Source organism: Prescottella equi (assembly GCF_020171745.1).
Taxonomy (GTDB): Bacteria; Actinomycetota; Actinomycetes; order Mycobacteriales; family Mycobacteriaceae; genus Prescottella; species Prescottella equi_A.
Window position 1 is genome coordinate 1 of the sequence record NZ_JAIVAH010000006.1, and the last position, 21,765, is coordinate 21,765.

The 21,765-nt window shown below is 68.2% G+C and carries 19 protein-coding genes and 1 pseudogene; 5 read left to right on the forward strand and 15 right to left on the reverse strand.

Going from position 1 to position 21,765, the window contains the following annotated elements; all coding sequences use genetic code 11:
• Window positions 1-136 precede the first annotated feature (136 nt).
• Window positions 137-1,315: a galactokinase gene (gene galK / locus LCL87_RS04530; RefSeq protein ID WP_225017130.1), complete on the reverse strand. Its 1,179-nt coding sequence runs from the start codon at window positions 1,313-1,315 to the stop codon at window positions 137-139.
• Complete coding sequence (galT, locus tag LCL87_RS04535) at window positions 1,312-2,427, reverse strand: galactose-1-phosphate uridylyltransferase (protein ID WP_225017132.1); 1,116 nt, start codon at window positions 2,425-2,427, stop codon at window positions 1,312-1,314. Before galT ends, galK begins: the two co-directional genes overlap by 4 nt.
• 155 nt (window positions 2,428-2,582) lie before the next feature.
• On the opposite strand from galT, the gene LCL87_RS04540 reads away from it, so the two are divergent.
• A complete protein-coding gene (locus LCL87_RS04540) occupies window positions 2,583-3,092 on the forward strand; it encodes a hypothetical protein (RefSeq protein WP_225017134.1) in 510 nt (169 codons plus the stop codon).
• Between the two features lie 77 nt (window positions 3,093-3,169).
• Here the strand turns inward: LCL87_RS04540 and pyrE are convergent, their stop codons facing one another.
• From pyrE to LCL87_RS04575, 7 genes are all read right to left on the reverse strand, one after another.
• Complete coding sequence (gene pyrE / locus LCL87_RS04545) at window positions 3,170-3,703, reverse strand: orotate phosphoribosyltransferase (RefSeq protein WP_225017136.1); 534 nt, start codon at window positions 3,701-3,703, stop codon at window positions 3,170-3,172.
• Window positions 3,704-3,788: 85 nt separating this feature from the next.
• On the reverse strand, window positions 3,789-4,334 hold the full coding sequence (locus LCL87_RS04550) for a LemA family protein (RefSeq protein WP_225017138.1): 546 nt from the start codon (window positions 4,332-4,334) through the stop codon (window positions 3,789-3,791).
• A 70-nt stretch (window positions 4,335-4,404) separates the two neighbouring features.
• Window positions 4,405-5,076 carry a TtfA family protein gene (locus LCL87_RS04555; RefSeq protein WP_225017345.1) on the reverse strand — a complete coding sequence of 224 codons (672 nt, stop codon included), beginning with the start codon at window positions 5,074-5,076 and terminating at the stop codon, window positions 4,405-4,407.
• A gap of 62 nt (window positions 5,077-5,138) precedes the next feature.
• Entirely contained in the window at window positions 5,139-6,032 is an 894-nt protein-coding gene (locus LCL87_RS04560; RefSeq protein WP_225017140.1) for a DUF5666 domain-containing protein, read from the reverse strand.
• A gap of 102 nt (window positions 6,033-6,134) precedes the next feature.
• The gene (locus LCL87_RS04565; protein WP_225017142.1) at window positions 6,135-6,719 is read right to left on the reverse strand and encodes a TetR family transcriptional regulator; all 585 of its coding nucleotides are present in this window, start codon (window positions 6,717-6,719) and stop codon (window positions 6,135-6,137) included.
• Window positions 6,703-8,268: a DHA2 family efflux MFS transporter permease subunit gene (locus LCL87_RS04570; RefSeq protein WP_225017143.1), complete on the reverse strand. Its 1,566-nt coding sequence runs from the start codon at window positions 8,266-8,268 to the stop codon at window positions 6,703-6,705. Before LCL87_RS04570 ends, LCL87_RS04565 begins: the two co-directional genes overlap by 17 nt.
• Before the next feature lie 95 nt (window positions 8,269-8,363).
• Window positions 8,364-8,747 carry an RNA-binding S4 domain-containing protein gene (locus LCL87_RS04575; RefSeq protein ID WP_510850692.1) on the reverse strand — a complete coding sequence of 128 codons (384 nt, stop codon included), beginning with the start codon at window positions 8,745-8,747 and terminating at the stop codon, window positions 8,364-8,366.
• A gap of 264 nt (window positions 8,748-9,011) precedes the next feature.
• Here LCL87_RS04575 and LCL87_RS04580 point away from each other — a divergent pair, with 264 nt between their 5' ends.
• Entirely contained in the window at window positions 9,012-10,637 is a 1,626-nt protein-coding gene (locus LCL87_RS04580; protein WP_225017145.1) for a flavin-containing monooxygenase, read from the forward strand.
• A 130-nt stretch (window positions 10,638-10,767) separates the two neighbouring features.
• Here LCL87_RS04580 and LCL87_RS04585 read toward each other — a convergent pair whose 3' ends face one another.
• From LCL87_RS04585 to LCL87_RS04600, 3 genes are all read right to left on the reverse strand, one after another.
• On the reverse strand, window positions 10,768-10,932 hold the full coding sequence (locus LCL87_RS04585; protein ID WP_225017147.1) for a periplasmic substrate-binding domain-containing protein: 165 nt from the start codon (window positions 10,930-10,932) through the stop codon (window positions 10,768-10,770).
• 643 nt (window positions 10,933-11,575) lie between these two features.
• Window positions 11,576-13,918, reverse strand: coding sequence for an arylsulfatase (locus LCL87_RS04595; RefSeq protein ID WP_225017149.1), 2,343 nt, complete (start codon window positions 13,916-13,918; stop codon window positions 11,576-11,578).
• Between the two features lie 211 nt (window positions 13,919-14,129).
• A complete protein-coding gene (locus LCL87_RS04600; RefSeq protein WP_225017151.1) occupies window positions 14,130-14,765 on the reverse strand; it encodes a TetR family transcriptional regulator in 636 nt (211 codons plus the stop codon).
• A gap of 581 nt (window positions 14,766-15,346) precedes the next feature.
• Here LCL87_RS04600 and LCL87_RS04605 point away from each other — a divergent pair.
• Window positions 15,347-16,846, forward strand: a complete 1,500-nt coding sequence (locus LCL87_RS04605; protein WP_225017153.1) for an MFS transporter — start codon at window positions 15,347-15,349, stop codon at window positions 16,844-16,846.
• Window positions 16,847-17,074: 228 nt separating this feature from the next.
• On the opposite strand, the pseudogene LCL87_RS04610 reads toward LCL87_RS04605, so the two are convergent.
• Together LCL87_RS04610 and LCL87_RS04615 are read right to left on the reverse strand one after the other, a co-directional pair.
• A pseudogene (locus LCL87_RS04610) lies at window positions 17,075-17,256 on the reverse strand (ATP-binding cassette domain-containing protein); the annotation flags it as partial.
• 82 nt (window positions 17,257-17,338) lie between these two features.
• A complete protein-coding gene (locus tag LCL87_RS04615; RefSeq protein WP_225017155.1) occupies window positions 17,339-18,094 on the reverse strand; it encodes an IclR family transcriptional regulator in 756 nt (251 codons plus the stop codon).
• A 256-nt stretch (window positions 18,095-18,350) separates the two neighbouring features.
• Here LCL87_RS04615 and LCL87_RS04620 point away from each other — a divergent pair, with 256 nt between their 5' ends.
• Together LCL87_RS04620 and LCL87_RS04625 are read left to right on the forward strand one after the other, a co-directional pair.
• Entirely contained in the window at window positions 18,351-20,021 is a 1,671-nt protein-coding gene (locus LCL87_RS04620; RefSeq protein ID WP_225017157.1) for a thiamine pyrophosphate-binding protein, read from the forward strand.
• 74 nt (window positions 20,022-20,095) lie between these two features.
• Window positions 20,096-21,313, forward strand: coding sequence for an alpha-hydroxy acid oxidase (locus LCL87_RS04625; RefSeq protein WP_225017159.1), 1,218 nt, complete (start codon window positions 20,096-20,098; stop codon window positions 21,311-21,313).
• Window positions 21,314-21,351: 38 nt separating this feature from the next.
• On the opposite strand, the gene LCL87_RS04630 is transcribed toward LCL87_RS04625, so the two are convergent.
• Window positions 21,352-21,750: a DUF1801 domain-containing protein gene (locus tag LCL87_RS04630; RefSeq protein ID WP_225017161.1), complete on the reverse strand. Its 399-nt coding sequence runs from the start codon at window positions 21,748-21,750 to the stop codon at window positions 21,352-21,354.
• Window positions 21,751-21,765 lie beyond the last annotated feature (15 nt).

Genomic DNA, 21,765 nt, shown 5'->3' on the forward strand with positions numbered 1-21,765 from the left:
ATGCACACCTGACCGGCGTGGATCGAGCGGCCCATGCCGACGCCGCCACCGTGGTGGATTCGGAGCCGCGATAAGTGCGCAAAACGCGGGAGGGAGGGGAGGGGGAGGGGAGGAAAGGGCGGGCGGGCAGGGGAGGTCAGGTGAGACGGCGGGCGGGGGCCGAGGCGGCGACGACGGCGAAGGCCGGGTCGGGCAGGCTCCGATCCGCGGCCAGGCGGCGGGCGGTGTCGATCGCGTCGTCGACCTTCTCGGTCGGGAGCAGTGCGATCGCGGATCCGCCGAAGCCGCCGCCGGTCATCCGGGCGCCGAGTGCCCCGGCGACCATCGCGGCTTCGACGGCGGAGTCGAGTTCGGGGCACGAAACCTCGAAGTCGCGGTGCAGCGACATGTGCGACGCGTAGAGCAGCCGTCCGAACTCGGCGAAGTCCCCGGACTCCAACGCCGCCACGGCGATTCGCACGCGGGCGATCTCGCTGATCACGTGCCACGCCCGGCGCCGCAGAATCTCGTCCTTCAGCGACCGGACCGCGTCCGCTCCGTCCCGACCGCGGTCGGCGAGTACCCGCAGCGACTCGACGCCCAGCCGTCGTGCCGCCCGCTCCACCGCCGCCCGACGCTTCGCGTACTGCCCGTCGACCAGTCGGTGCGGGGCGCGGGTGTCGATCACCAACAGTGACAGGCCCTCCGGGGCGAACGGTACGTGCGACACTTCACCCGACGCCGAGTCCAGCAGCAGTGCATGGCCTTCCGAGGATCGCAGCGACGCCGCCTGGTCCATGCCACCGGTCGGTGCGAGCGCGACGTCGTTCTCGGCCCGCACGCACGCCACCGCGAGGTCGGCCCGATCCGCATCCGGGGCGAGGGCGAGCGCCAGCGAACATTCGAGCGCCGCCGAACTCGACAGTCCGGCGCCGATCGGCACCGTGGACACGAACGCGGCGTCGAGCCCACCGAAATCGTCTGGGATCAAGCCCTTCTCACGCAGCGACCAGACCACGCCGGCCGGATAGGCCGCCCATCCGGCGGGACGACCGGGGCCGATGTCGTCGAGGCGCCCCTCCCACGGGTCGCCGTCCGACGACCGCAGCCGGATCAACCCGTCCGTCCGACCCGACACCGCGACCGCGGTGCTGTGCGGCAACGCGATCGGCAGGCACAGGCCGCCGGCGTAGTCGACGTGCTCGCCTATCAGGTTGACCCGCCCGGGCGCCGCCCACACACCCTCGGCGTCGCCGCCGAACTCGCGGCGGAACGAATCCGCCGCCGAGGAAGCGAGATCGGACTCCGACCCAGCGTCGAGCCACCGGACCGTCACGGCGCGACCTCCCGGAATCGCGCGGCGATCCGTTCGGGTGTGGTGTCGCTGATCCACGCGCCCATCCCGGATTCGGATCCGGCGAGGAACTTCATCCGGTGCGGCGAGCGCATCAGCGAAAACACCTGCAGGTGCAACCTTCCCAGCTCGCGGCCGGGACCGACCGGAGCCTGGTGCCACCCGGCGATGTACGGCAGCTTCTCGACGCCGTCGAAGAAGCGGTCCAACCGACCGAGCACATCGAGGTACAGGTGCGACAGCTCGTCGAGTTCGGCGTCGTCGAGTTCGGTGAGGTCGGCGACGTCCCGGTGCGGTGCGACGTGCAGTTCGACGGGCCAGCGGGCCGCGGCGGGCACGTACGCCGTCCAGTGTTCGCCCTCGACCACCACCCGGGTGCCGGCGCGCCGTTCGGCGTCGAGGACGTCGCGCAGCAGCGACCGTCCGGTGCGGGCACGGTGCTGCTCGGCCTGACGGAGCAGCGCGGCGGTGCGCGGCGGCAGCGTCGGGTAGGCGTAGATCTGGCCGTGCGGGTGCGAGAGCGTCACCCCGATCTCCTCGCCGCGGTTCTCGAAGCAGTACACCTGCGCGACGGACGGCAGCGCCGACAACTCCCGCGTCCGGTCGCACAGCGCCTCGAGCACCGTCCGGACCCGGACAGTCGACAACTGCGCGAAGCCGCGGTCGTGATCGCTGGTGAAGCACACCACCTCGCATCGACCGTCGGCGGCTCGCTGCGGCCAAAGATCCTCACCGTCAACGAGTTCCGGGACATCCAGAGCGGCCGACCCCAGCGACGGGAAGCGGTTCTCGAACACCGCGACGTCGTAGTCGTCGGCCGGGATCTCGGTCGCGGGACGTCCGGGCCGGCTGGGGCACAGCGGGCATTCGTCGTCGGACGGCAGGAACGTGCGGTTCATCCGGTGCGCGGCGAGCGTCACCCACTCCCCCGTCAGGACGTCGTAGCGCATCGTCGACGCCGCCTCGACCGGTGCCAGGTCGCGGCTGTCGCGCAGCTCGCGGGTCGCCGCGCCGCTCGCGTACGGCTCGGTGTCGTCGAAGTAGAGCAGCTCGCGCCCGTCGGACAGGTGCGTCCGCGTCTTCCGAATCGGCATCGGACCACGATAGGCGACTGCCCCGATCCCCGCCGCCACCACCCGGTTTGGTGTCGCAGCGCCTTCTGTGTGAGCATGCTCGAGGCTGTTTCGCCGTGACGGGGAGTCACGGACGGCCGGGGGCACGAAACACATCGATACAACGGGGGATTCACATGAAGCTTCGCAGCTTTGCCGTGCGCGCATTCGGCGCCGCGGCCATCGCGACCGCCACCATCACGGGCGTCGCCGGCACCGCGAGCGCCGCGCCGGCGCCCGCACCGCTCGTGCACACGTCGATCAACGGGCCCACGCTGCCGGTGCTCGGGCAGAACGACTTCTGCAACGGTCTAATCGACACCGTCGTCGAGACCGATCCGACGCGACCGGGCCTCGCGACCATCGCGTTCACGCCGCGCGTCCTGAACGGCATCGGTCCCGGCTGGGCCCAGAACCCGGTCTGCCGGATGAAGATCACCGTCGGATGGAATTGGGGTGTGCTCGCCGGACAGGTCAAGGAGGTCGAGCTCAACGCGGTCCCGGGCCAGACCGTCCGGACCGAGATCAATCCCGGTCCCGGCGTCGCCGCCGTATCGATGGCTGCCAGCTGGGTCAGCCCGTGGTACAACGAGCTCCGCCCGCAGGCATCGCTCGGCGTGGTCAGCGCCTACTTCCTCGTCCCCTAGCCGGACGCCACTACAGCTGAAGGGACCCTTCACGCGCCGCGAGCGCATGAAGGGTCCCTTGGGCCGTGAAGAACTGGCTAGCTCAGACCCAGGTCGTCGAGGCCCAGGAGCGAGCGGTACTCGAGCCCCTCGGCGGCGATGACGGCGTCGGCGCCGGTGGCGCGGTCGACGACGGTGGCGACACCGACGACGATGGCGCCGGCGTCACGCAGCGCCTGGACGGCGGTGAGCGGCGAGTTGCCGGTGGTGGTGGTGTCCTCGACCACCAGGACGCGCTTGCCGACGACGTCGGGGCCCTCGATCTGACGCTGCATGCCGTGCGCCTTGGCGGCCTTGCGGACGACGAACGCGTCGATCGGGCGGCCCTCGGCGTGCATGACGGCCATCGCGACGGGATCGGCGCCCATCGTCAGGCCACCGACGGAGACGAAGTCCCAGTCGGCGACCAGTTCGCGCAGCAGCTTGCCGATCAGCGGGCCGGCCCGGTGATGCAGGGTCGCGCGGCGCAGGTCCACGTAGTAGTCGGCTTCCTTGCCGGAGGACAAGGTGACCTTTCCGTGCACCACCGCCAGCTCGCGCACCAGCGCAGCGAGCTCGTCGCGATCCGTCATCGGCCGCTCCCATCATCGTTCGAAGTCAGTGACATTTCGTCATGTCGAGCCTAGCGAGGCGGCCAGGTCACAGCGCTGGCGGCCCTCAGGCCGCGCGCTCGGCGGCCGACTCGTCCTCCGCGCTCACCGGCATCTCGAGAATCGTCGCCTCGAACAGCGGCGCCGCGGCGATCCCGCCGACACGGGCGAGGAGTCCGGTGGGGAAGCTTCCGAGCGAGTCGTTGTGTCTCCGGCAGAGATCGTTGTAGACGGTGACCGCACCGGCCAGACGCGTCTCGGTCTGGTCGATCTCGTGCGCCGGACGGACGAACGCCCAGTCGCGACGCAGCGCCGGATAGCTGCGTGCGGTGCCGAGCAGCGACGCGAGCGCCGCGGACAGCGTGTTCTCGGCACCGGCCTGCCTGCCGAGGTCGAGGCCCTCCTCGCGGACCCGCATCGCCAGGGAGCGCGCCCCGGACACCGTGCTCACCAGTTCGCGACCGACGGTGTCCGCGACGGCGAGCACGAGCCCGGGCACGTACTCGTACCGTCGGTCCATCTCGGCGTGGATCAGCGACAGCGCGGTACGCAGATTCGCATCGACGCGGCGCAGTTGCCGGAACTCCGACACCACCCACGCCACAAGAATCACGACAGCAACAAGAACAACACCCGACACAACAACCACAGGTGCGGAATCTACTGCGGCGGGCTCCGGGCCGCTATTCGGGAACGGGTTCCGGGGCGATCGGACGGCCCGGATCGTGGGCGGCCGGCTGCATCGCCGGCGGCTCGACGGCCGGCGGCAGCACCCGCAGCATCCCCGACAGCCGGGCGACGACCTCGATCGCGGCGTCCCAGTCGCGACCGGTGCTGCCGATCGGGAGCGAGCCCAGCGTCCACTCGCCCTCGCTCCACAGCATCTGCAGCTGCGGCGGCACCGACTCGGTGAACGTCACCATGCGCTGATCGCACACGCGGCGGGCGATCTCCAGGTCGGTCGCGAAGACGACGCGCGGGCCGATCGCGCCCAGCAGGTTCAGGTCGTTGTCCCGCGGCGGGGGCGTCGACTTCAGGCGCAGATCGATGTCGACGTCGGAGCCGACCTCCCGGTGCACCGCGACGATCGTCGCCGTGTCCTCGAGGTCGAACAGCACGAACTGTTCGCCGCGGCGGACGCCGCGCACGACGTCGACGGCGCCCAGGTACTCCTGCTTCGCGAGGGCCGCCCGATGCCACTGCGACGGCAGATGCTCGTCCGCGGTGTTGTAGGTGTATCCCTGCGCCTTCGCCCAGATCTGCCGCACCCGACCGGTCTGGTCACGACGCGAACGATCGACATAGAGCAGCACGACAGCACCCGCGAGCGCTATCACTGCCAATCCGAACCACATAGCCGTCATCGAGGGTCAGCCTAGCCACTCCCGGCGCAGTTCCGGGCATCCGGTGCCGCGCGTCAGTTACCGAACTCGGGAAGCGTCGTGCCGATGATCAACTTCGCGGTGAGGGTGCCGTCCTTCACCTTGTCCCCCTGCACCAGCACCGATTCGCCCGGCTTCAGTTCGGCGATGCTGTCCGCGGTCAACGAGATGAGCGAGGTGTCGGGCGTGGTCTTCACGGTGATCTTGGTTCCGCCGAGCCCGTCGATGGTGAGCGTGCCGCCGTCGTTGGCGGTGATGGTGCCCATCGCGGTGCCGGCGTTGGCGATGACGTCGCCGATGCCGCCGGGCAGGTTCTCGAACGGCGACGTGGTGTCGGGTTCCGGCGTCGGGGCCGGAGCGCCGGCGCGCGGCGGAACGGCCGGTGCCGAGGTCCGCGGCGACGGGGCGGCCGCGGTGTTGTTCTCGTCGGAGTTCCCGCTCAGCATCAGCCCGACGATCAGGCCGAGGGCCAGCAGCACGACGCCCGCGCCGGCCGCGGCCCACAGACCCACCTTCCGGCCGGGCTTGTTTTCGGGACCGTTCCCGAGCGGCGGGACCTCACCGGTGGGCGGCTGTCCGGGCGGCGGGTAACCGCCCGGCGGATAGCCGCCGGCGCCGTAGTAGGTCGGGTACGCCTGCGTCGCGTTGGGCGGCGCGGCCTGCGGGTCGTATCGCGGGTCGTAGGTCGGATACGCCTGGGTCGGGTATGTCTGCGTCGGGTCGGGGGCCTGCGCGCCGTACGCCTGATAGGGGTCGGCCGTGTAGTACTGCTCGGTCGGCTGCTCCGGGGCCGGCGTGCCGACCGGGCCGATCTGCTGGGTCGGGCCGTCCCCCGGGCGGGCCCACTGGACGGTCTCGTCCGACGCCTGCTGCTCGGCAGGGTCGTACGCGCGTTCTTGCGGGGTGCGCGGGTCGTCGGGGTTCGTCATGGTGGGCCTTCTCCCGTTCCGTCGGCGGATCCGACAGGTCGATGCGGCTGCTTGCAGCCGACACCACAGCGTAGAGCCGAACTCTGAGATCCGTCTGAAACGTCAAACGAGCGGCATACCGCGTTCGAGGAACTCGATCGCCCGGAGGAAGGTGGCCAGCTCCGGCGGGTCGTCGCCGGCCGCGCCGAGCACCGCTCCCGCCAGCGCCCCGGCGAACACCCGCACCTCGAAGTCGTCGACCGGACGTCCGACGCGGGCGCCGATCGCGGCCGCCAGGATCCCGATCGACCGGGTGAGTTCCCCGAGCATCGCCGACCGCAGTTCGGGCACGGTGAACAACAGTCGCTGCCGGGTCCGCTCGGCGGCCGTCTCCGCCGGGGTCAGCGACGACAGGACCTCCTCGAAGGCCCGCCGGCACGCGGTCAGCGGCGGCACGTCCGGCGGTTGCGCCGCGATCGCCGCGAGCATCGGCGGGTCCAGGTCGTCGATCAGGATCAGCTGTTCCTTGCTCGGGAAGTAGCGGAAGAACGTGCTCGGGGACACGTCGGCCGCGGCCGCGATCTGTTCGACGGTGGTCTGCGTGTAGCCCTGCTCGGTGAACAGGCGCATCGCGTGCTCGCGGATCGATTCCCGCGTGCGCCGCTTCTTGCGTTCCCGCAGGCCTGTCTGCTCAGTCGACGTGCTCATGGACACCGTCCGGTTCCTCTTCGTCGGACGCCTCATCCGGCCGCCGCAGCGGAAGGACGACCGCCGCGACGATCCCGCCGATCACGGCGAGCGCGCCGCTGACCCACAGCGCCGACACCATGCCGTGCACGAACGCGGCCTGCACCTGTTCCTCGAGCGCGGGCAGGCCGAGTTGCCGCGCGACCGTCACCCCGCTGCTCACCGAGTCGGAGACCGCGGACGCGGCCGGTTCCGGCAGCGACGTCGACGGCAGGTGTACGTGGTACCCGGCGGCCAGCACGGTGCCCAGCACCGCGACACCGATCGTGCCGCCGGCCTGCCGCAGTGCCTGGATCAGCGCCGAACCCGCACCCGACCGTTCCGGGGTGAGTTCCCCGATCGCGGCCGCCATCGCGGTCGGCATCACGAGTCCGAGTCCCAGCCCGGCGATCGTGAGCCACGCCGCGGTCAGCCCGTAGCCGGTGTCGACGGTCATCGTGACGCCGAGGAGGCAGGCGCCGACGAGGGCCGCGAACCCCAGCGCGATCAGCGCCCCCGCGCCGAGGACCCGCGCCAGCAGGTCCGCCAGTCGCGTTCCCACGACCAGACCGGCGATCATCGGCAGCAGTCGCACACCGATCCCGAGGGCGTCCGCGCCGAGCACGGCCCCCAGGTAGAGGGGCAGCGAGAACAGCAGCCCGAACATCACGAAGTTGACCAGCGTGGACAGGCCGGCACCCGAGGCGTAGTCGCGGTCGGACAGCAGCGCCAGATCGATCAACGGGTGGTCGGTTCGCTTCTCCCACAACAGGAACACCGCGAGGAGGGCGGCACCCACGGTCAGTGTGAGGAGCACGTGCGCGGCGCCCCAACCGTCGCTGCCGGCGCTGATGAAGCCGTAGGTGAGCGCCAGTAGCCCGGTCGACGAGAGGATCGCGCCCGGCAGGTCGAACCGACCGGGATCACTGCTCCGTGACTCTGGAACGAGGAGCGCGACGGCGACCAGTCCGACGCACACGAGCGGGACGTTGACGAGGAACACCGATCCCCACCAGAAGTGCTCCAGCAGCCAGCCTCCGAGGATCGGGCCCAGCGGCAGCCCGAGGGCCGTAGCGGTGACCCAGATCGTCAGCGCGCGTTGCTGTTCGGCCTGCCGGGGGAACAGGATCGGCAACACGGCCATCGACATCGGCATGATCGCGGCCGCCGCCAGCCCGAGGACTGCCCGGGCACCGATCAACTCGGCCGCGGTCTGCGAATAGGCACACGCGAGTGACGCGATGCCGAAGAGAGCCATCGCCGCCAGCAGCAGTCGGCGCCGGCCGATCCGGTCGCCGAGGCTGCCCAGCGGCAGGAGGGCGGCGGCCAGCACCAGGGTGTACGAAGTCGAGAACCATTGCAGCGCAGACGTCGTCGCATCGAGGTCCCGCGCGAGGGTCGGCAGCGCGACGGTGAGGACCATCGTGTCGATGCCGATCGCGAACACCGCTATGGACAGGGCGGCGAGGGCCCACCAGCGCCGGGACGTGGTGGACACGGTCGTCGCGTCGGCGTGAAGTGTCGAGATCATGAGAGCGCCTCCAATGTGGAATCTCATGTCTTTTGACAGTGTCTTCCGCATTTACGAAGGCGTCAACGGCCACCGAGGTAACGATCGTGGGGGCATTACTGCCCGAGAAACTTCTCCATGTCCCGGCGCTCGCGCTTCGTCGGGCGTCCGGCACCCCGGTCGCGCCGCGGAATCGACGCCACCAGTTCCGGCGAAGGCGCGGGCGGACTGTTGTCCTGCAGGCATTCGGCGGCGATCGGCGGGCCGACACGCTTGGCGACCGGCCGGACCACGACGACGATCCGATCGCGGCCGGCGACCCGGACCCGAATCTCGTCACCCGGCTTGACCTGCACGGACGCCTTCGCGGCGACGCCGTTCACCCGGACATGACCGGATCGGCACGCCGACGCGGACTGCGACCGAGTCTTGAACAGCCGTACGGCCCACATCCAGCTGTCGAGGCGGGCGCTCGTCGGGTCAGGAGTCGGGGTTGGCACGTCGCCCAGATTACCGAGGCCGCCGGGGGCCGGAATCGTCCCTCGTGGTGGGAGCCTCCCGCGGCGGACGCGAAGCCGCATACTCCCTGCAAGATACCGGTTTCGCGACCTGCCGAAAGTCCCTGTTCCCGGGAAACAACCCGCTGGGCGGGATGGCCCGCTGTCACGTGGTTCGCACCGCCATAGCGTGAATTCATCGCAAGAACCGTGAGGTCCGGTCCGATTCCGGGCCGGGACGGCTCACGCTCGTGGAAGGACATATTCGTGAACGGACAGGATTCGGCACCCGAGACCACCACCTCGTACGACGTCGTCGTCGTCGGGGCCGGTGTCGCGGGCCTCTACGCGGTACACCGGTTCCGGCAGCAGGGCCTGACGGTCCGTGCCTTCGAAGCCGCGTCCGGTGTGGGCGGCGTCTGGTACTGGAACCGCTACCCCGGCGCCCGCTGCGACGTCGAGTCCGTCGACTACTCGTACTCGTTCTCCCCCGAACTCGAGCAGGAATGGGACTGGAGCGAGAAGTACGCCACCCAGCCCGAGATCCTCGCCTACCTCGACCACGTCGCCGACCGCTTCGACCTGCGCCGCGACATCACGTTCGACACCCGCGTCACCTCCGCCACCCTCGACGAGGACACCCTGCGCTGGACCGTGCGCACCGACCGCGGCGAGACCGTCTCCGCCCGCTTCTTCGTCGTCGCCGCCGGACCGCTGTCGAACGCCAACACTCCCGACTTCGACGGCCTCGACACCTTCACCGGCGACGTCCTCCACACCGCGTACTGGCCGCACGAGGGCGTCGACTTCACCGGCAAGCGCGTCGGCGTGATCGGCACCGGATCGTCCGGCATCCAGTCGATTCCGCACATCGCCGAACAGGCCGACAAGCTGTTCGTGTTCCAGCGGTCCGCGAACTACAGCGTCCCCGCCGGCAACGCCCCGCTCGACGACGCCACCCGCGCCGAGCAGAAGGCCACCTATGCCGAACGTCGTCGCCTGTCGCGGGAGTCCGGTGGCGGATCCCCGCACCGCGCACACCCCAAGCTGACGCTCGAGGCGTCCGAGGACGAGCGCCGCGCCGCCTACGAGGAGCGCTGGAAGCTCGGCGGCGTCCTGTACTCCAAGACGTTCGCCGACCAGCTCACCGACCAGGCCGCGAACGACACCGCCCGCGAGTTCTGGGAGGAGAAGGTCCGCGCCGTCATCGACGACCCCGCGATCGCCGAACTGCTCATCCCCAACGATCACGCGATCGGCGCCAAGCGCATCGTCACCGACAGCGGCTACTACGAGACCTACAACCGCGACAACGTCGAACTGGTCAACCTCAAGGCCGCGCCGATCGTCGGCATGGACGAGACGGGCATCAACACCACCGACGCCCACTACGACCTCGATGTGATCGTCCTCGCCACCGGATTCGACGCCATGACCGGCTCGCTCGAGAAGCTCGACATCGTCGGCCGCGGCGGACAGGCGCTGAAGGACAAGTGGGCCGCCGGCCCCGAGACCTACCTCGGACTCGGCATCGACGGCTTCCCCAACTTCTTCAACCTCACCGGGCCCGGCAGCCCGTCGGTGCTCGCGAACATGGTGCTGCACTCCGAACTCCACGTCGACTGGGTAGCGGACGCCATCGCCTACCTCGACGACCGCGGCGCCACCGCCATCGAGGGCACCGCCGAGGCCGTCACCGGCTGGGTCGAGGAATGCCGCACCCGCGCCGAGGCGTCGCTGCTGAACACCGCCAACTCGTGGTACCTCGGCGCCAACATCCCCGGCCGCCCGCGCGTGTTCATGCCGTTCCTCGGCGGCTTCGCCGCCTACCGCCAGATCATCGGCGAGGTCGCCGATTCCGGCTACAAGGGCTTCGCGATCATCGAGAGCTGAGCGATCCCGCCAGCACGACCAGAAACGCTTGGGGCGGAACGGATATTGATCCGTTCCGCCCCAAGCTCTTCCCTATGTCAGATTGTCCACCAGACCCAGACTTCCTTGCGGCCGACCGGGAAATGCGCCGTCAGATCCTGAACGGCGTGCCGTCATTGAAGTCGACGTCGTCGCGCAGCACCAGTTCGAGGTACGAGCCATCGTCGGCGAATGTCCACTTCGCCAAACCAGTTACGGGATTGCACTTCTCGTCGACGGTGTTCAGGCGGCCGTAGAGAGGCGTGAGGAACGCCATGCCTCCGAGAGTGTCCTGCAGGTGCGGATCAAGAGTCTGTCCGCCACCGGGGGGCTTGAACCTCTCCTTCGCCGCTGATGCGGCCCATCACACAGAGCCTCATCCGAGGAAGGAAGCTGAAAAGCTGAGCGATCACGGGCATCCTCAGTCGGCAGGCCGTCCGATGCCACGCTCCGCGCCATCGACACGACCGAGTAGGAATGGTTCGAAACTCTCCCCGGACAGGTTGGGGAGCACAGTGTCGACGAGTGATGCCTACCAACTCGCAACCTGCCCAATCGTGGCAGGATCCAGAGTCGTGGACGGGGCGTTCCTCGGGATAGAAATCCTCGGAGCCCATCCAGAACGTCCCGCCGGGGATCCACACCATGTTCTTCGGCGCACGAAGCGGATTTGATTGTAGGGCAGTCAAGCTCATCGCTACCTCTCGCGTTCCTGGAGCTGTTGGTGAGATCCGGGTGACGTCCCTTCGGTTGTGAGGCCAGATGCGCCGCCACGACCCCTGTGTCAGCCCCTGCGTGTGGAACTCGAGCAACACCAGCTGTGCACTGTCCTACCTTGGACGCAGGCATCTGGCGGTGCTCACGGGTCACGCCTTTCCGCCTGCCACACGCCTTGATCGAGCAAGCGGAAAGGTCGTGAATCACTGTGTGGCTCGGGCGATCCTCTCCAGCTCGCTCGACTCCCGACGCGGGCGCGCCGTCTCGACGTCCAGCCGGACGTGGTGGAGCTTGCCGTCGAAAGCGAACCCACCCACCGGGATCTCGTCGGTCACGGGTGTGCCTCGGCTGACTCCGATGTCGAGACATTCGTTGAGGCTGAACTGGAACGGCGTGGTCGCCGACATCCGCTGCTCGGCCACCGGGGCGCCGTCGACCGACAGGGTGAAGACGCCGCCGCTGCCCGGCCGGCCCCCGTCGTACTCGAAGTCGACCGTGACGTCCTGCACCCCGCTCGCGAGCGCCTGGGGTGACCGGACGTACGTCGAGGACCGACCGGAAAGGTTGTAGCAGAAAACCGGAACCGAGTCGACGACGTACAGCGCGAATCCGCCGAAGCGCCCACCGATACTCATCAACACGCCGTTCACGAGGTCGTCGCCGATCTCGACCTTCGCGGTGATCGTGTACGAACTGCTGAACACCCGGGGCGCGGCCTTCTCACCGATCCCGTCCATGTGTGGGTACAACGTCAGGCCGGTGCGTCCTCGCAGCACGTGGGGCGCCCGCGTCTCCGGGTCGAGGTTGCGTGTGTTCGTACGATCGTCCAAGGGGAAGACCTGGAAGCGGCTTCCTTCGAGCAGGAACATCTCCTGCAGTTCGACAAGCTTCTCCGGGTGCTGCGCCGAAAGGTCCTGCGACTGGGACCAGTCGACCGACGTGTCGTACAGCTCCCACACGTCGTCCGCGTAGTTCGGCGGCGGCGCCATCAGCTCCCACGGCCTCCGGTGCATCGCCACCGCGGTCCAACCCCGGTCGTAGATGCCGCGGTTGCCGAAGATCTCGAAGTACTGCGTGACGTGCCGATCCGGTGCCCCCGCAGCGTCGAACGAATAGTTCATCGCGACACCCTCGACCGGCTGCTGCTGCACCCCGTCGACCGTCGTCGGGCTGGGTATTCCCGCCGCCTCGAGGATCGTGGGGGTGATGTCGACGCAGTGGTGCCACTGGTTCCGCACCTCGCCACGGGCCTCGATCCCGTTGGGCCAGTGGATCACCAGACCGTTCCGCGTACCGCCGTAGTGCGATGCGACCTGCTTGGCCCACTGGTACGGGGTGTCCAGCGCAACCGCCCATCCCGCCGGGTAGTGGGCATAGCTGCGCTCGGTCCCGATCTCGTCGAGACGTTCGAAGATCTCCTCCGGGGTCTGCGGAAACCCGTTGAGCGTGGCGAGGTAATTGAATGATCCGTCGAGACCGCCCTCCGCCGAGGCGCCGTTGTCGCCGACCATGTAGATCACCAGCGTGTCATCGAGCATGTCGCGGTCTTCGAGATAGCTGATCACACGTCCGACCTGGTCGTCGGTGTGTTCCAGGAACGCCGCATAGGTCTCCATCAACCGTGCCGCGACGGCCCGTTGGACGTCGGTCAGTTCGTCCCAGTGCGGAACACCAGGCGTCCACGGTGCCAAGACCGTGTCGGCGCCGACCACGCCGAGGTCCTTCTGCCGAGCCAGCGTGCTCTCGCGCAACGCGTCCCAACCCTGATCGAATTCGCCCCGGTACCTACCCTGGTATGAATCCGGGATCTGCAGCGGCGCATGGACCGCACCGAACGGCAGGTAGCAGAACCACGGCTTCTCCGGGTCCATGGCGTCGACGCCCTCGATCCACTGGATCGCCTGGTCCACGAGGTCCTCGGAGAGGTGGTAGCCCTCCTCCGCCGTCCGGGGCGGGTCGACCATCGTGAAGCCGTCGTGGAGCACCGGCGCGAACTGGTCCGCCTCCGCGCCGAGGAAGCCGTAGAACTTGTCGAAGCCCTCACGCAGCGGCCAGTGATCGAATGGGCCGGCCGCCGTACTCTCCCACGGTGGTGTCTGGTGCATCTTCCCGAAAGCTGCTGTGGCATAGCCATTGCCCTGGAGAACCCGCGCGACGGTGGCCGCACTCGCGGGGCGCATGCCGTTGTAGCCCGGCGAGGACGTCGAGACCTCAGCGATGTTACCCATCCCGACGCTGTGATGATTACGGCCGGTCAACGTGGCGGCACGCGTCGGCGAGCACAGGGCGGTGGTGTGGAATCGACTGTACTTCAGACCGTTCGACGCCAGTCGGTCCGCGGTCGAGGTCCGGCACGGTCCACCGAATGTCGAGGCCGCACCGAAGCCCACGTCGTCCAGCATGACGAGGAGAACGTTCGGCGCTCCCACAGGAGGCCGGACCGGATCCACCTGACGGAACTTCGTGGTCTGGTTCTCGATCAACACAGCCGGTGCCGGCTGATCGACCTCACGGACGACCGGAATCGAGTAGCGGTTGAGACTCATTTGACGAGACCCTTTCAAGGATGATTGTGAGGTTGCTCCGTACCATCGCGTCGGCGCATAGCCTTCGATCACGCCTAGGCGTGCACGGCCACGCCGCGCCCGGTCTGCAACCGTGTGCTGAAGCGTGCATCTGTTGTCCCACAGGGCGATCGATTCGGACAACGCCTCGGAACCGAACTTGGAAGTTTGGAGACCGTTGGCCCGCTTCCGGTCAGGAGTCGGCAAGCAGGAGACGAAGGGCCACGGTATAGCGGTCGAACTCCTGCCGTCCCAGGTCCTCTGGTGGCACGTTCTCCCCACGCATTACCCACGCGGCCGTGGCCTGGCCGATGATGGTCATCACGACATCCGCCATGAGTTCGTGGTCTGGACCCGGACCGGGCGCACCGAGCCGTACAGCGATCGCGTCCGCAACCGCTGCGCGCCATTTCACGCCGACACGATCGTCCACCGCCCCTCGCAGGCTCGGGGTTAGATGTATCACTCGGTTGCGCAGGAACATACGACGTCGGGCACCGTCTTCCTCTCGAGAGACGAAGTCCGCGTAAGCCTCTCGCAGCGCAACCAGCAATGGTTCACCAGCAGGTCGCGAAAGGACCGCTGCCCGGTAGGTGTCCGGGCGGTCAGTCCATTGCTCGACGATGACAGCCTCCTTGCCGGCGAAGTACCGGAAGAACGTGCGCGGTGACACGGCCGCGCGTTCGCAAATATCCTCGATCGTCGTGCAGTCGAAACCCTTTGTGGCGAACAGGTCCAACGCGGAACTCTCCAGCGCACGCCGCGTGCGCTGCTTGTTCCGCTCTCGCTGCGACAAGACCTCATGCTCTTCCGCCACGCCGTAAGCCATGTCGGAGAATTTAGGCATTCGACTGCCAACTGTCAATAGACTGCCATTTTCGCTTCGCCCGGCGGTTCCACACCTGCGCCGATGGACGGTTCACGGTCACGGCGCTCCTGCCATCCTCGACCCCTTCCGACGTCTGTCGTCACTACGGGTGACACAGCTCGCGTGACGAGTCATCGACAACGAAACCTGTTCGGGAACAATCATTCACATGGAGGACAGTTTCGGCGCTCCTGCATGCACCCACCACCGGCCACGACCGGGGTGCCGCGCACTGCTTCGCATGTCGATGCGTCCCACTGAGCGGGCCGATGCTCCGAAGCTCTTCCCTGCGCGGTGCCTGCTTGATACTCTCCCCCGCATCGGTCGGTCCGCCGTTTGCAGCAAGTGTTTGGTAGACCAGTGACGCGTTCAATAGCATTGTTCTTCAACGTATTTCGGTGACTCTGTCCCGCTCGCATGCCAAGCCGGACAGGTAGACACCCTCTCGCGTGCAACCACTTCGTTAACACGACGGACGCCCGCCCCCATCGCCCACGACAAGGCGGCTCGATCGCCTTCGCACAGATTGGAGCCGTTCTGCCATGGCCGGTTTCACACAGTCGCAACCAAGTCAGAAGTCCGCCGAGACCGAGAACCGGTCCAAAGGACAATCGATCCTGATCATCGTGTTGATCGCGTTGATGACCGAGATCGTCGCCTTCGAATTCACTCTCATCAGTCCCGGCCTGACCGACATGGCCGTCGACTTCGGCACTACCAAGATCACGTTGGTGATGACCATCCCGCTGCTGGTGGGCGGCGTGGTCGTCCCGATCATCGGCAAGCTCGCCGACGTGTACGGCAAGAAGAAGGTCCTGTTGTCCGCCGGGGCAACGTTCCTGGTCGGGACCCTCGTGTGCGCGACGGTCACGTCCTATCCGCTGTTCCTCGTCGGTCGCGGGCTGCAGGCGTGTGGTCTCGCATCGTCGGTCGTCTGCTACGGATTGGTTCGGGATCTGATTCCGTCGCGCTGGGTTCCGCTCGGCGTCGGCGGCATCGGAGTGGGCATCGGCGCGTCGGCACTGATCGGTCCGCTCCTCGGCGGCTGGCTCATCGACTCCTACGGTTTCCGTAGCGCCTTCTGGTTCCTGCTCGCGTATGCGGCAGCCGTCATCGTCGCCATCGCGATCCTCGTGCCGGAGAGCACCGTTCGGATCGCCCACCGGGTCGACTATGTCGGTGCCGCGCTACTCGGCCTCGGTGCCAGCTCTCTCATCCTGGGGGCGAACAACGAGGACCTGCGCACCGTCGCGCTCATCGTCGGCGCAGTCCTCTTGGTGGTCTTCGTCCTGGCCGAGCGCCGGATCGAACAACCGCTGATCTCGATGTCCCTCCTCGCCCGCCCTGGGGTGTGGATGACCCTGGCCATCGCCGGCTCCTACGGTGTCGTCAACGGTGCCAACGGCGCGCTGCTGCCCCAGATGCTGCGGGCACCGGCCATTCCCGGCAACGACGACTCCGGACTCGGATTCTCCGCCCTCGGATACGCACTCCATTACGGACTGCCCCAGGGTCTGGCCGCTGCCGGATGCGGTCTGCTCGCCGGATGGATCGCGCGCAAGTACTCGCCGCGCCTCGCGATGCTTCTCGGCATGGTCGGCGCACTGGCCGGTTCGCTCCTCGTCGGCTTCGGCCTGGTCACCACCGCAGGCATGGCGATCGTGCTCGGATTCTTCATGGGTGTCGCGGCCGGCTTCTTCTACTCGTCGTCGACCAACCTGCTGATCGAAGCCGTGCCCGCGAATACCCAGGCGGTCACCGGTTCGATGAAGTTCACGTCCGAGCAGGTCGTCAGCGCACTGTCCAGCGCCTTCCTCGGCGTCGTCGTCGGCAACTACATCCTGATGCTCAATCCGAAGACAGGCCAGCCGATTCCCTCCATGGAGGGATTCCACTACGCATACCTGGTCTGCGCCGTCGCATCCGTCGTCGCGATCGGCGTCACGCTCGCGATGAAGCACGGGCGGACGCCGGCAACCGGCGGACTGGCCTCCGGACAGAGCCTTGTCGAATCCGAGGCGTCGGCGGCTTCGGTGCACTGACCGACCGCTCCAGATGCGCCTCTGGGGAGAAGCTTCGGCACGCTGTGTTCGGCTCGGTGTCCTTCATTGGACCGTCGGGGCTCCACGACCTTCGAGGTGCAGATTCCATGGCCGACAGGGCCATCCGGTGGACCAATTACTCGCCCGGGGGGTGACCTGTACAGAACCCGATATGGATGGCTCACACCGGAATGAGCGCGGTGTGAGTCCTCCATATTGTGTTGCCGTAAGGTACGCCAGGCCGCGTTCTTCCTGCAGGTCCCGCAGGAGGTTGAGTACCTGTGCGCGGACCGAGACGTCGAGCGCGGCAACGGGTTCGTCGCACACGATCATCTTGGCTCCAACGCCAACGCCCGGGCGATTGCGACGCGCTGGAGCTGCCCGCCGGACAGTTCGGCCGGATACCGGCCGAGATACCGGGACCCGATCCACGTGGTGTCCTGGTACGGGTAGTCGACCTCGAACAGCATCGTCGCCGGGAGTCCCCGGCTGTCACACCGCCGGGGTATCACTCGTGCGGCCAGCCGTCCCGATCAGTTCCTCGGTGGTCAGGTACCGCGACAGCGCGGAGGCGGCCATGCGAACCGGCGCCGCGTGGCGGTGGTCGAACTTCAAGTGAGTCATGGGCCCGCAGACCGATACCGCCGCAACAGCGCCACCGACCGATCCGACCGGCACCCCGATGGAACCGAAGCCCGGCCGACATTCGGCCACCTCGTAGGAGACGCCGCGATCGCGCACGGAGTCGAGTTCCCGGCGGAGCTCACGGGGTGAGTCCTCGGAACGTCCGTTGGATGCCAGGAGCACCTTTCCGATCGCCGACAGCGCGGCCGGCTGCCGACCGCCGACCCGGGTGGGAAGATCCGAGGCCATTCGTCCGCCGACCTTGTCCAGGTACAGCACGTCGCTTCCGACGAGAATGCCGAAATGGACCACGTGCCCGGTCACCCGATGCAGTTCCCGCAACATCGGCGCCGCAGCCGCATTGAGCCGATTCTGGAGCAGAGCGGTCGCGCCGAACTCCATCAACTTGGGGCCGAGTTCGTACTCGATGCCTTCACGATGCAGCCATCCCAGGACCGTGAGCCGTTCGAGCAGGCGGTGGACGCTGGACCGGGGTATCCCGGTACGGCGCGCAACACCGGCGAGCGTCATGCGGGGTCGTCCGTCGAAACTGTCCAGCACCATCGAGATGCGGTCGACGGTCGACGTCGGTGTCTCCCTCGTGCTGCCTGCCTCGGTCCTCATACCAACCTCCTACTGCGCGATGCTCGAACAACGTCATACCACGCACCGGAGGTGTCGTCGCCCTCGAAACCACCACCTGGTCAACGGACTTGGCTACCGGTCGGTACCGCCGGCCGCGGCGCCTCGAACCCCCGGATGCGCGTCCCGCTCACCGGTTCGAGTCCTTCGCCACACAATCTGCCCTGGCTAGCGTCGGATCAACCAGGCAGAGGCGCGGACACGCTCGATGTCGTTACCGTGGAGGGAATCAGCGAACATGACGGACAACAACGTCCCCGAGGCGGTCGTCGGCAACGGTGGAACGGCGGTCGCCCTGGCCCTCGAGGCGCTCGGCGTCGAATGCGTCTTCGCGATACCGAGTGCCCACAATCTGGCGATCCTGAAGGCGATCCACCGACGAGGCCGGATCCGCGTCGTGGGCTGCCGTCACGAGCAGGGTGTCGCACACGCGGCGGACGGGTATGCCCGCACGACGGGCCGGCTGGCGGTCGGCATCGTGAGCACCGGACCAGGAACGGCCAACGCGATGGGTGGCATGTACGAAGCGCACCATGCGTCTGCGCCGGTCATGCTCATCACCAGTCAGGTCGAATCCCGCTATCTCGGGCGTGGTTTCGGCTACGTGCACGAGGCCGACAACCAGGCGTCGATGCTGCGGGCCGTCTGCCGCGACGTGCGGACAATCGAGCGGGCCGACGAGATCGCCGAGACGATCGTGCAGCTCGGCCGGGCGGCGGTGCGGGACCGCCCGCGACCGGTGGCCGTCGAGATTCCCACAGACCTGCAGGAGCAGGAGGGGCTCGAGATTCCCGTCGCCACGCTGCACGCGGAAGCGGCGGCGTCGACGCCCCGGACGCGGCCGGCCCCGGTGGCCGTCGACCGCGCGGCCGCGGTCCTCTCGTCCGCGCGGCGCCCCCTGATCTGGGCCGGTGGCGGCGTCATCCGGTCGGGCGCGGAGACGGCGCTGCGCCGCCTCGCGGAGAAGTGGGATGCCCCGATCCTGACCAGCCGCGAGGGTCGCGGATCCGTGCCGGAGGACGGCGAGCGGTCACTGGGCGCCGTCGCAACCACCTCGGAGATGCGGGAGTTCATCTCCCAGTGCGATGTTCTCCTCGCGGTCGGCACCCGGTTCCAGCAATATCCGACCGGCGAATGGACCGTCCCCTTCCCCTCGCGCATGGTCCATCTCGACGTCGACCCGGCGGTGATCGGTCGCAGCTATCCGCCCGAAGTCGCCGTGATCGGTGACGCCGAGGTCGGACTGGAGATGCTGACCAAGGCGCTCCCCGAGCGAGCCGTGGACGAGGCCTCCGCACGCGCCGCTCATCTCGAACACGGGCGCGCGGCAGTGTCATCCATGCGGGCTGAGCAGCGCGCCAGAGCCGGTCGCGATCAGAGCGCGATCTGCGAGTCGATCAACCGCAGGCGCCCGCGCGGCGGTGTCGTGGTCCGGGACGCGACCGTGCCCGCGTACGTGTGGGGCGAGGGCCTCCTGGAGATCTGGGAACCGCGCACGTCGATCCGCTCCACAGCGGCCGGGATCGGTCCCGGACTGCCGCTCGCGATCGGGGCGGGTCTCGCGTCCGGCAACCACGTGATCGTGCTGCAGGGCGACGGCGGGTTCATGCTCAGCGTCGGGGAACTCGCGACGGCGGTCCAGGCGAAGGCCCCGGTCGTGATCTGCCTCTTCAACGATGCCGGCTACCAGATGCTCCGCAACATCGAGTCCCGGATCGGCGACGGCGAACTACACGACGTCGAGCTGGCGACGCCCGACTTCACGAGGCTCGCCGAATCCTTCGGTGCCCGATCGGCCCACGTCACCTCCGCGGCCGCATTCGATGCGGCTCTCGCGGAGGCGTTGACGGTCGAGGGGCCGACGCTCATCGAGATCGACATGCGGTCGCTCGAATCCATGCGCCCGTGACGGGTGCACACGAGGCGCACCCCGCACCACTGCGCCGCTGTCGTCCGTCAGCAATCCGCCCGCCTGGAGGCATCTTGACCGTCACCCCTCGCCGCATTCCCCGCGTCGCGGACATCGCTCCGTTACTCCGCCGCGAACCGCGCACCGGCACCCGGCTGGACCGGAAGCTGGCTCGCGCCCACACGGTCGACGACCTGCGCACGATCGCGCAGCGGCGCACGCCCCGACCGGTGTTCGACTACGTCGACGGCGGAGCGGACGACGAGATCAGCATGCGACGGGCGCGCAGCGCCTTCGATGCAATCGAGTTCCACCCGCGGGTGTTGCGGAACGTCGCAGACGTCGACACCGGGTCGCCGATCCTCGGCCGCACGAGCGCTCTGCCCCTGATTCTGGGGCCGACGGGGTTCACCCGCCTGATGCATCACGCGGGCGAGTCCGCCGTTGCGGCCGCAGCCGGGGCCACCGGCATTCCCTACGCGCTCTCGACGATGGGCACCGTCTCGATGGAGGATCTGACGGCCCGGAACCCGGAGGGAAGGAACTGGTTCCAGCTGTATCTGTGGCGGGATCGGGACCGCAGCCGGACGTTCATCCGGCGTGCTGCAGATGCCGGCTACGAGACCCTCGTGCTCACCGTCGACGTCCCGGTCGCCGGCGCCCGTCGCCGCGATCTGCGCTCCGGGCTGACCATTCCGCCCACTCTCTCGGCCCGCACGATCGCGCAGATCGGACGTCACCCGCAGTGGTGGTTCAATCTCCTCACCACCGAGCCGCTCCGGTTCGCGTCCTCCGACGAGGGCGCCGGGTACGGCGCCGGGAAGTCGATGATCGACCCGTCCACCACATTCGACGACCTCGCGTGGGTACGGGAACAGTGGGCGGGAAAGCTGCTGGTGAAGGGAATTCTCCGTCCGGACGACGCGGCCCGCGCGGTCTCGGCCGGCGCGGACGGGATCGTCGTGTCCAATCACGGTGGCCGTCAGCTCGATCGGACGGTGACACCGCTCGCGGTGCTGCCGTCCGTGGTCGAGGCTGTCGGCGCCGGAACGCCGGTCTTCCTCGACGGCGGCGTCCGCACCGGCGCCGACATCGTCGCGGCACTGTGTCTGGGCGCGCAGGCATGCTTCGTCGGTCGCCCCTACCTCTACGGTCTGATGGCGGGCGGCCAGGCCGGTGTGGAACGCATGATCGACATCCTCGCTGCGGAGATGGCGCGCACGATGCGACTGCTCGGAGTCACCACCACCGCGGACCTCGACGGGTCGTTGATCGGCCGGTCCGGCACCTGAGTGCCGCGCGGATGCCCCGGATTCCGGGGCATCCGCACTCACTTCGACAGATTCAGTTCCACCGCGGCCCGCACGAGCGCCATGAAGGCCTCACCGTCGATCGGGTCGTCCTCGTGGAAGTCGATGGCGCGCCTCGTGTTCCCCTCGAGGCTGGAGTTGAACAGGCCCGACGGATCCGCCAGCGCGGCGCCCTTGGCGAAGGTGACCTTGACGATCTTCTTGTACGTCTCACCGGTGCAGATCATTCCGGCGTGCGACCACGTCGGCACCCCGCGCCACTTCCACTCCTCGACCACCTCGGGATCGGCCCGTTTCACCAGATCCCGGATCTCGGCGAGCCTCTCGCCGCGCCAGTCCCCGAGTTCCTCGATGCGCTGATCGATCAGATCGGACGGTGCAGGTCCGCCGTTGTCGTGCGTCGAACTGGTTCCGGCCATGTCGCGGTCGCTCTC

Excerpts from the sequence above, each read along its gene's own strand:
- galT (WP_225017132.1), bottom strand. The coding sequence starts at position 2,427 with ATGCCGATTCGGAAGACGCGGACGCACCTGTCCGACGGGCGCGAGCTG.
- LCL87_RS04540 (WP_225017134.1), top strand. The coding sequence starts at position 2,583 with ATGAAGCTTCGCAGCTTTGCCGTGCGCGCATTCGGCGCCGCGGCCATC.
- pyrE (WP_225017136.1), bottom strand. The coding sequence starts at position 3,703 with ATGACGGATCGCGACGAGCTCGCTGCGCTGGTGCGCGAGCTGGCGGTG.
- LCL87_RS04555 (WP_225017345.1), bottom strand. The coding sequence starts at position 5,076 with ATGTGGTTCGGATTGGCAGTGATAGCGCTCGCGGGTGCTGTCGTGCTG.
- LCL87_RS04560 (WP_225017140.1), bottom strand. The coding sequence starts at position 6,032 with ATGACGAACCCCGACGACCCGCGCACCCCGCAAGAACGCGCGTACGAC.
- LCL87_RS04565 (WP_225017142.1), bottom strand. The coding sequence starts at position 6,719 with ATGAGCACGTCGACTGAGCAGACAGGCCTGCGGGAACGCAAGAAGCGG.
- LCL87_RS04570 (WP_225017143.1), bottom strand. The coding sequence starts at position 8,268 with ATGATCTCGACACTTCACGCCGACGCGACGACCGTGTCCACCACGTCC.
- LCL87_RS04585 (WP_225017147.1), bottom strand. The coding sequence starts at position 10,932 with ATGGCGTTCCTCACGCCTCTCTACGGCCGCCTGAACACCGTCGACGAG.
- LCL87_RS04595 (WP_225017149.1), bottom strand. The coding sequence starts at position 13,918 with ATGAGTCTCAACCGCTACTCGATTCCGGTCGTCCGTGAGGTCGATCAG.
- LCL87_RS04600 (WP_225017151.1), bottom strand. The coding sequence starts at position 14,765 with ATGGCTTACGGCGTGGCGGAAGAGCATGAGGTCTTGTCGCAGCGAGAG.
- LCL87_RS04605 (WP_225017153.1), top strand. The coding sequence starts at position 15,347 with ATGGCCGGTTTCACACAGTCGCAACCAAGTCAGAAGTCCGCCGAGACC.
- LCL87_RS04615 (WP_225017155.1), bottom strand. The coding sequence starts at position 18,094 with ATGAGGACCGAGGCAGGCAGCACGAGGGAGACACCGACGTCGACCGTC.
- LCL87_RS04620 (WP_225017157.1), top strand. The coding sequence starts at position 18,351 with ATGACGGACAACAACGTCCCCGAGGCGGTCGTCGGCAACGGTGGAACG.
- LCL87_RS04630 (WP_225017161.1), bottom strand. The coding sequence starts at position 21,750 with ATGGCCGGAACCAGTTCGACGCACGACAACGGCGGACCTGCACCGTCC.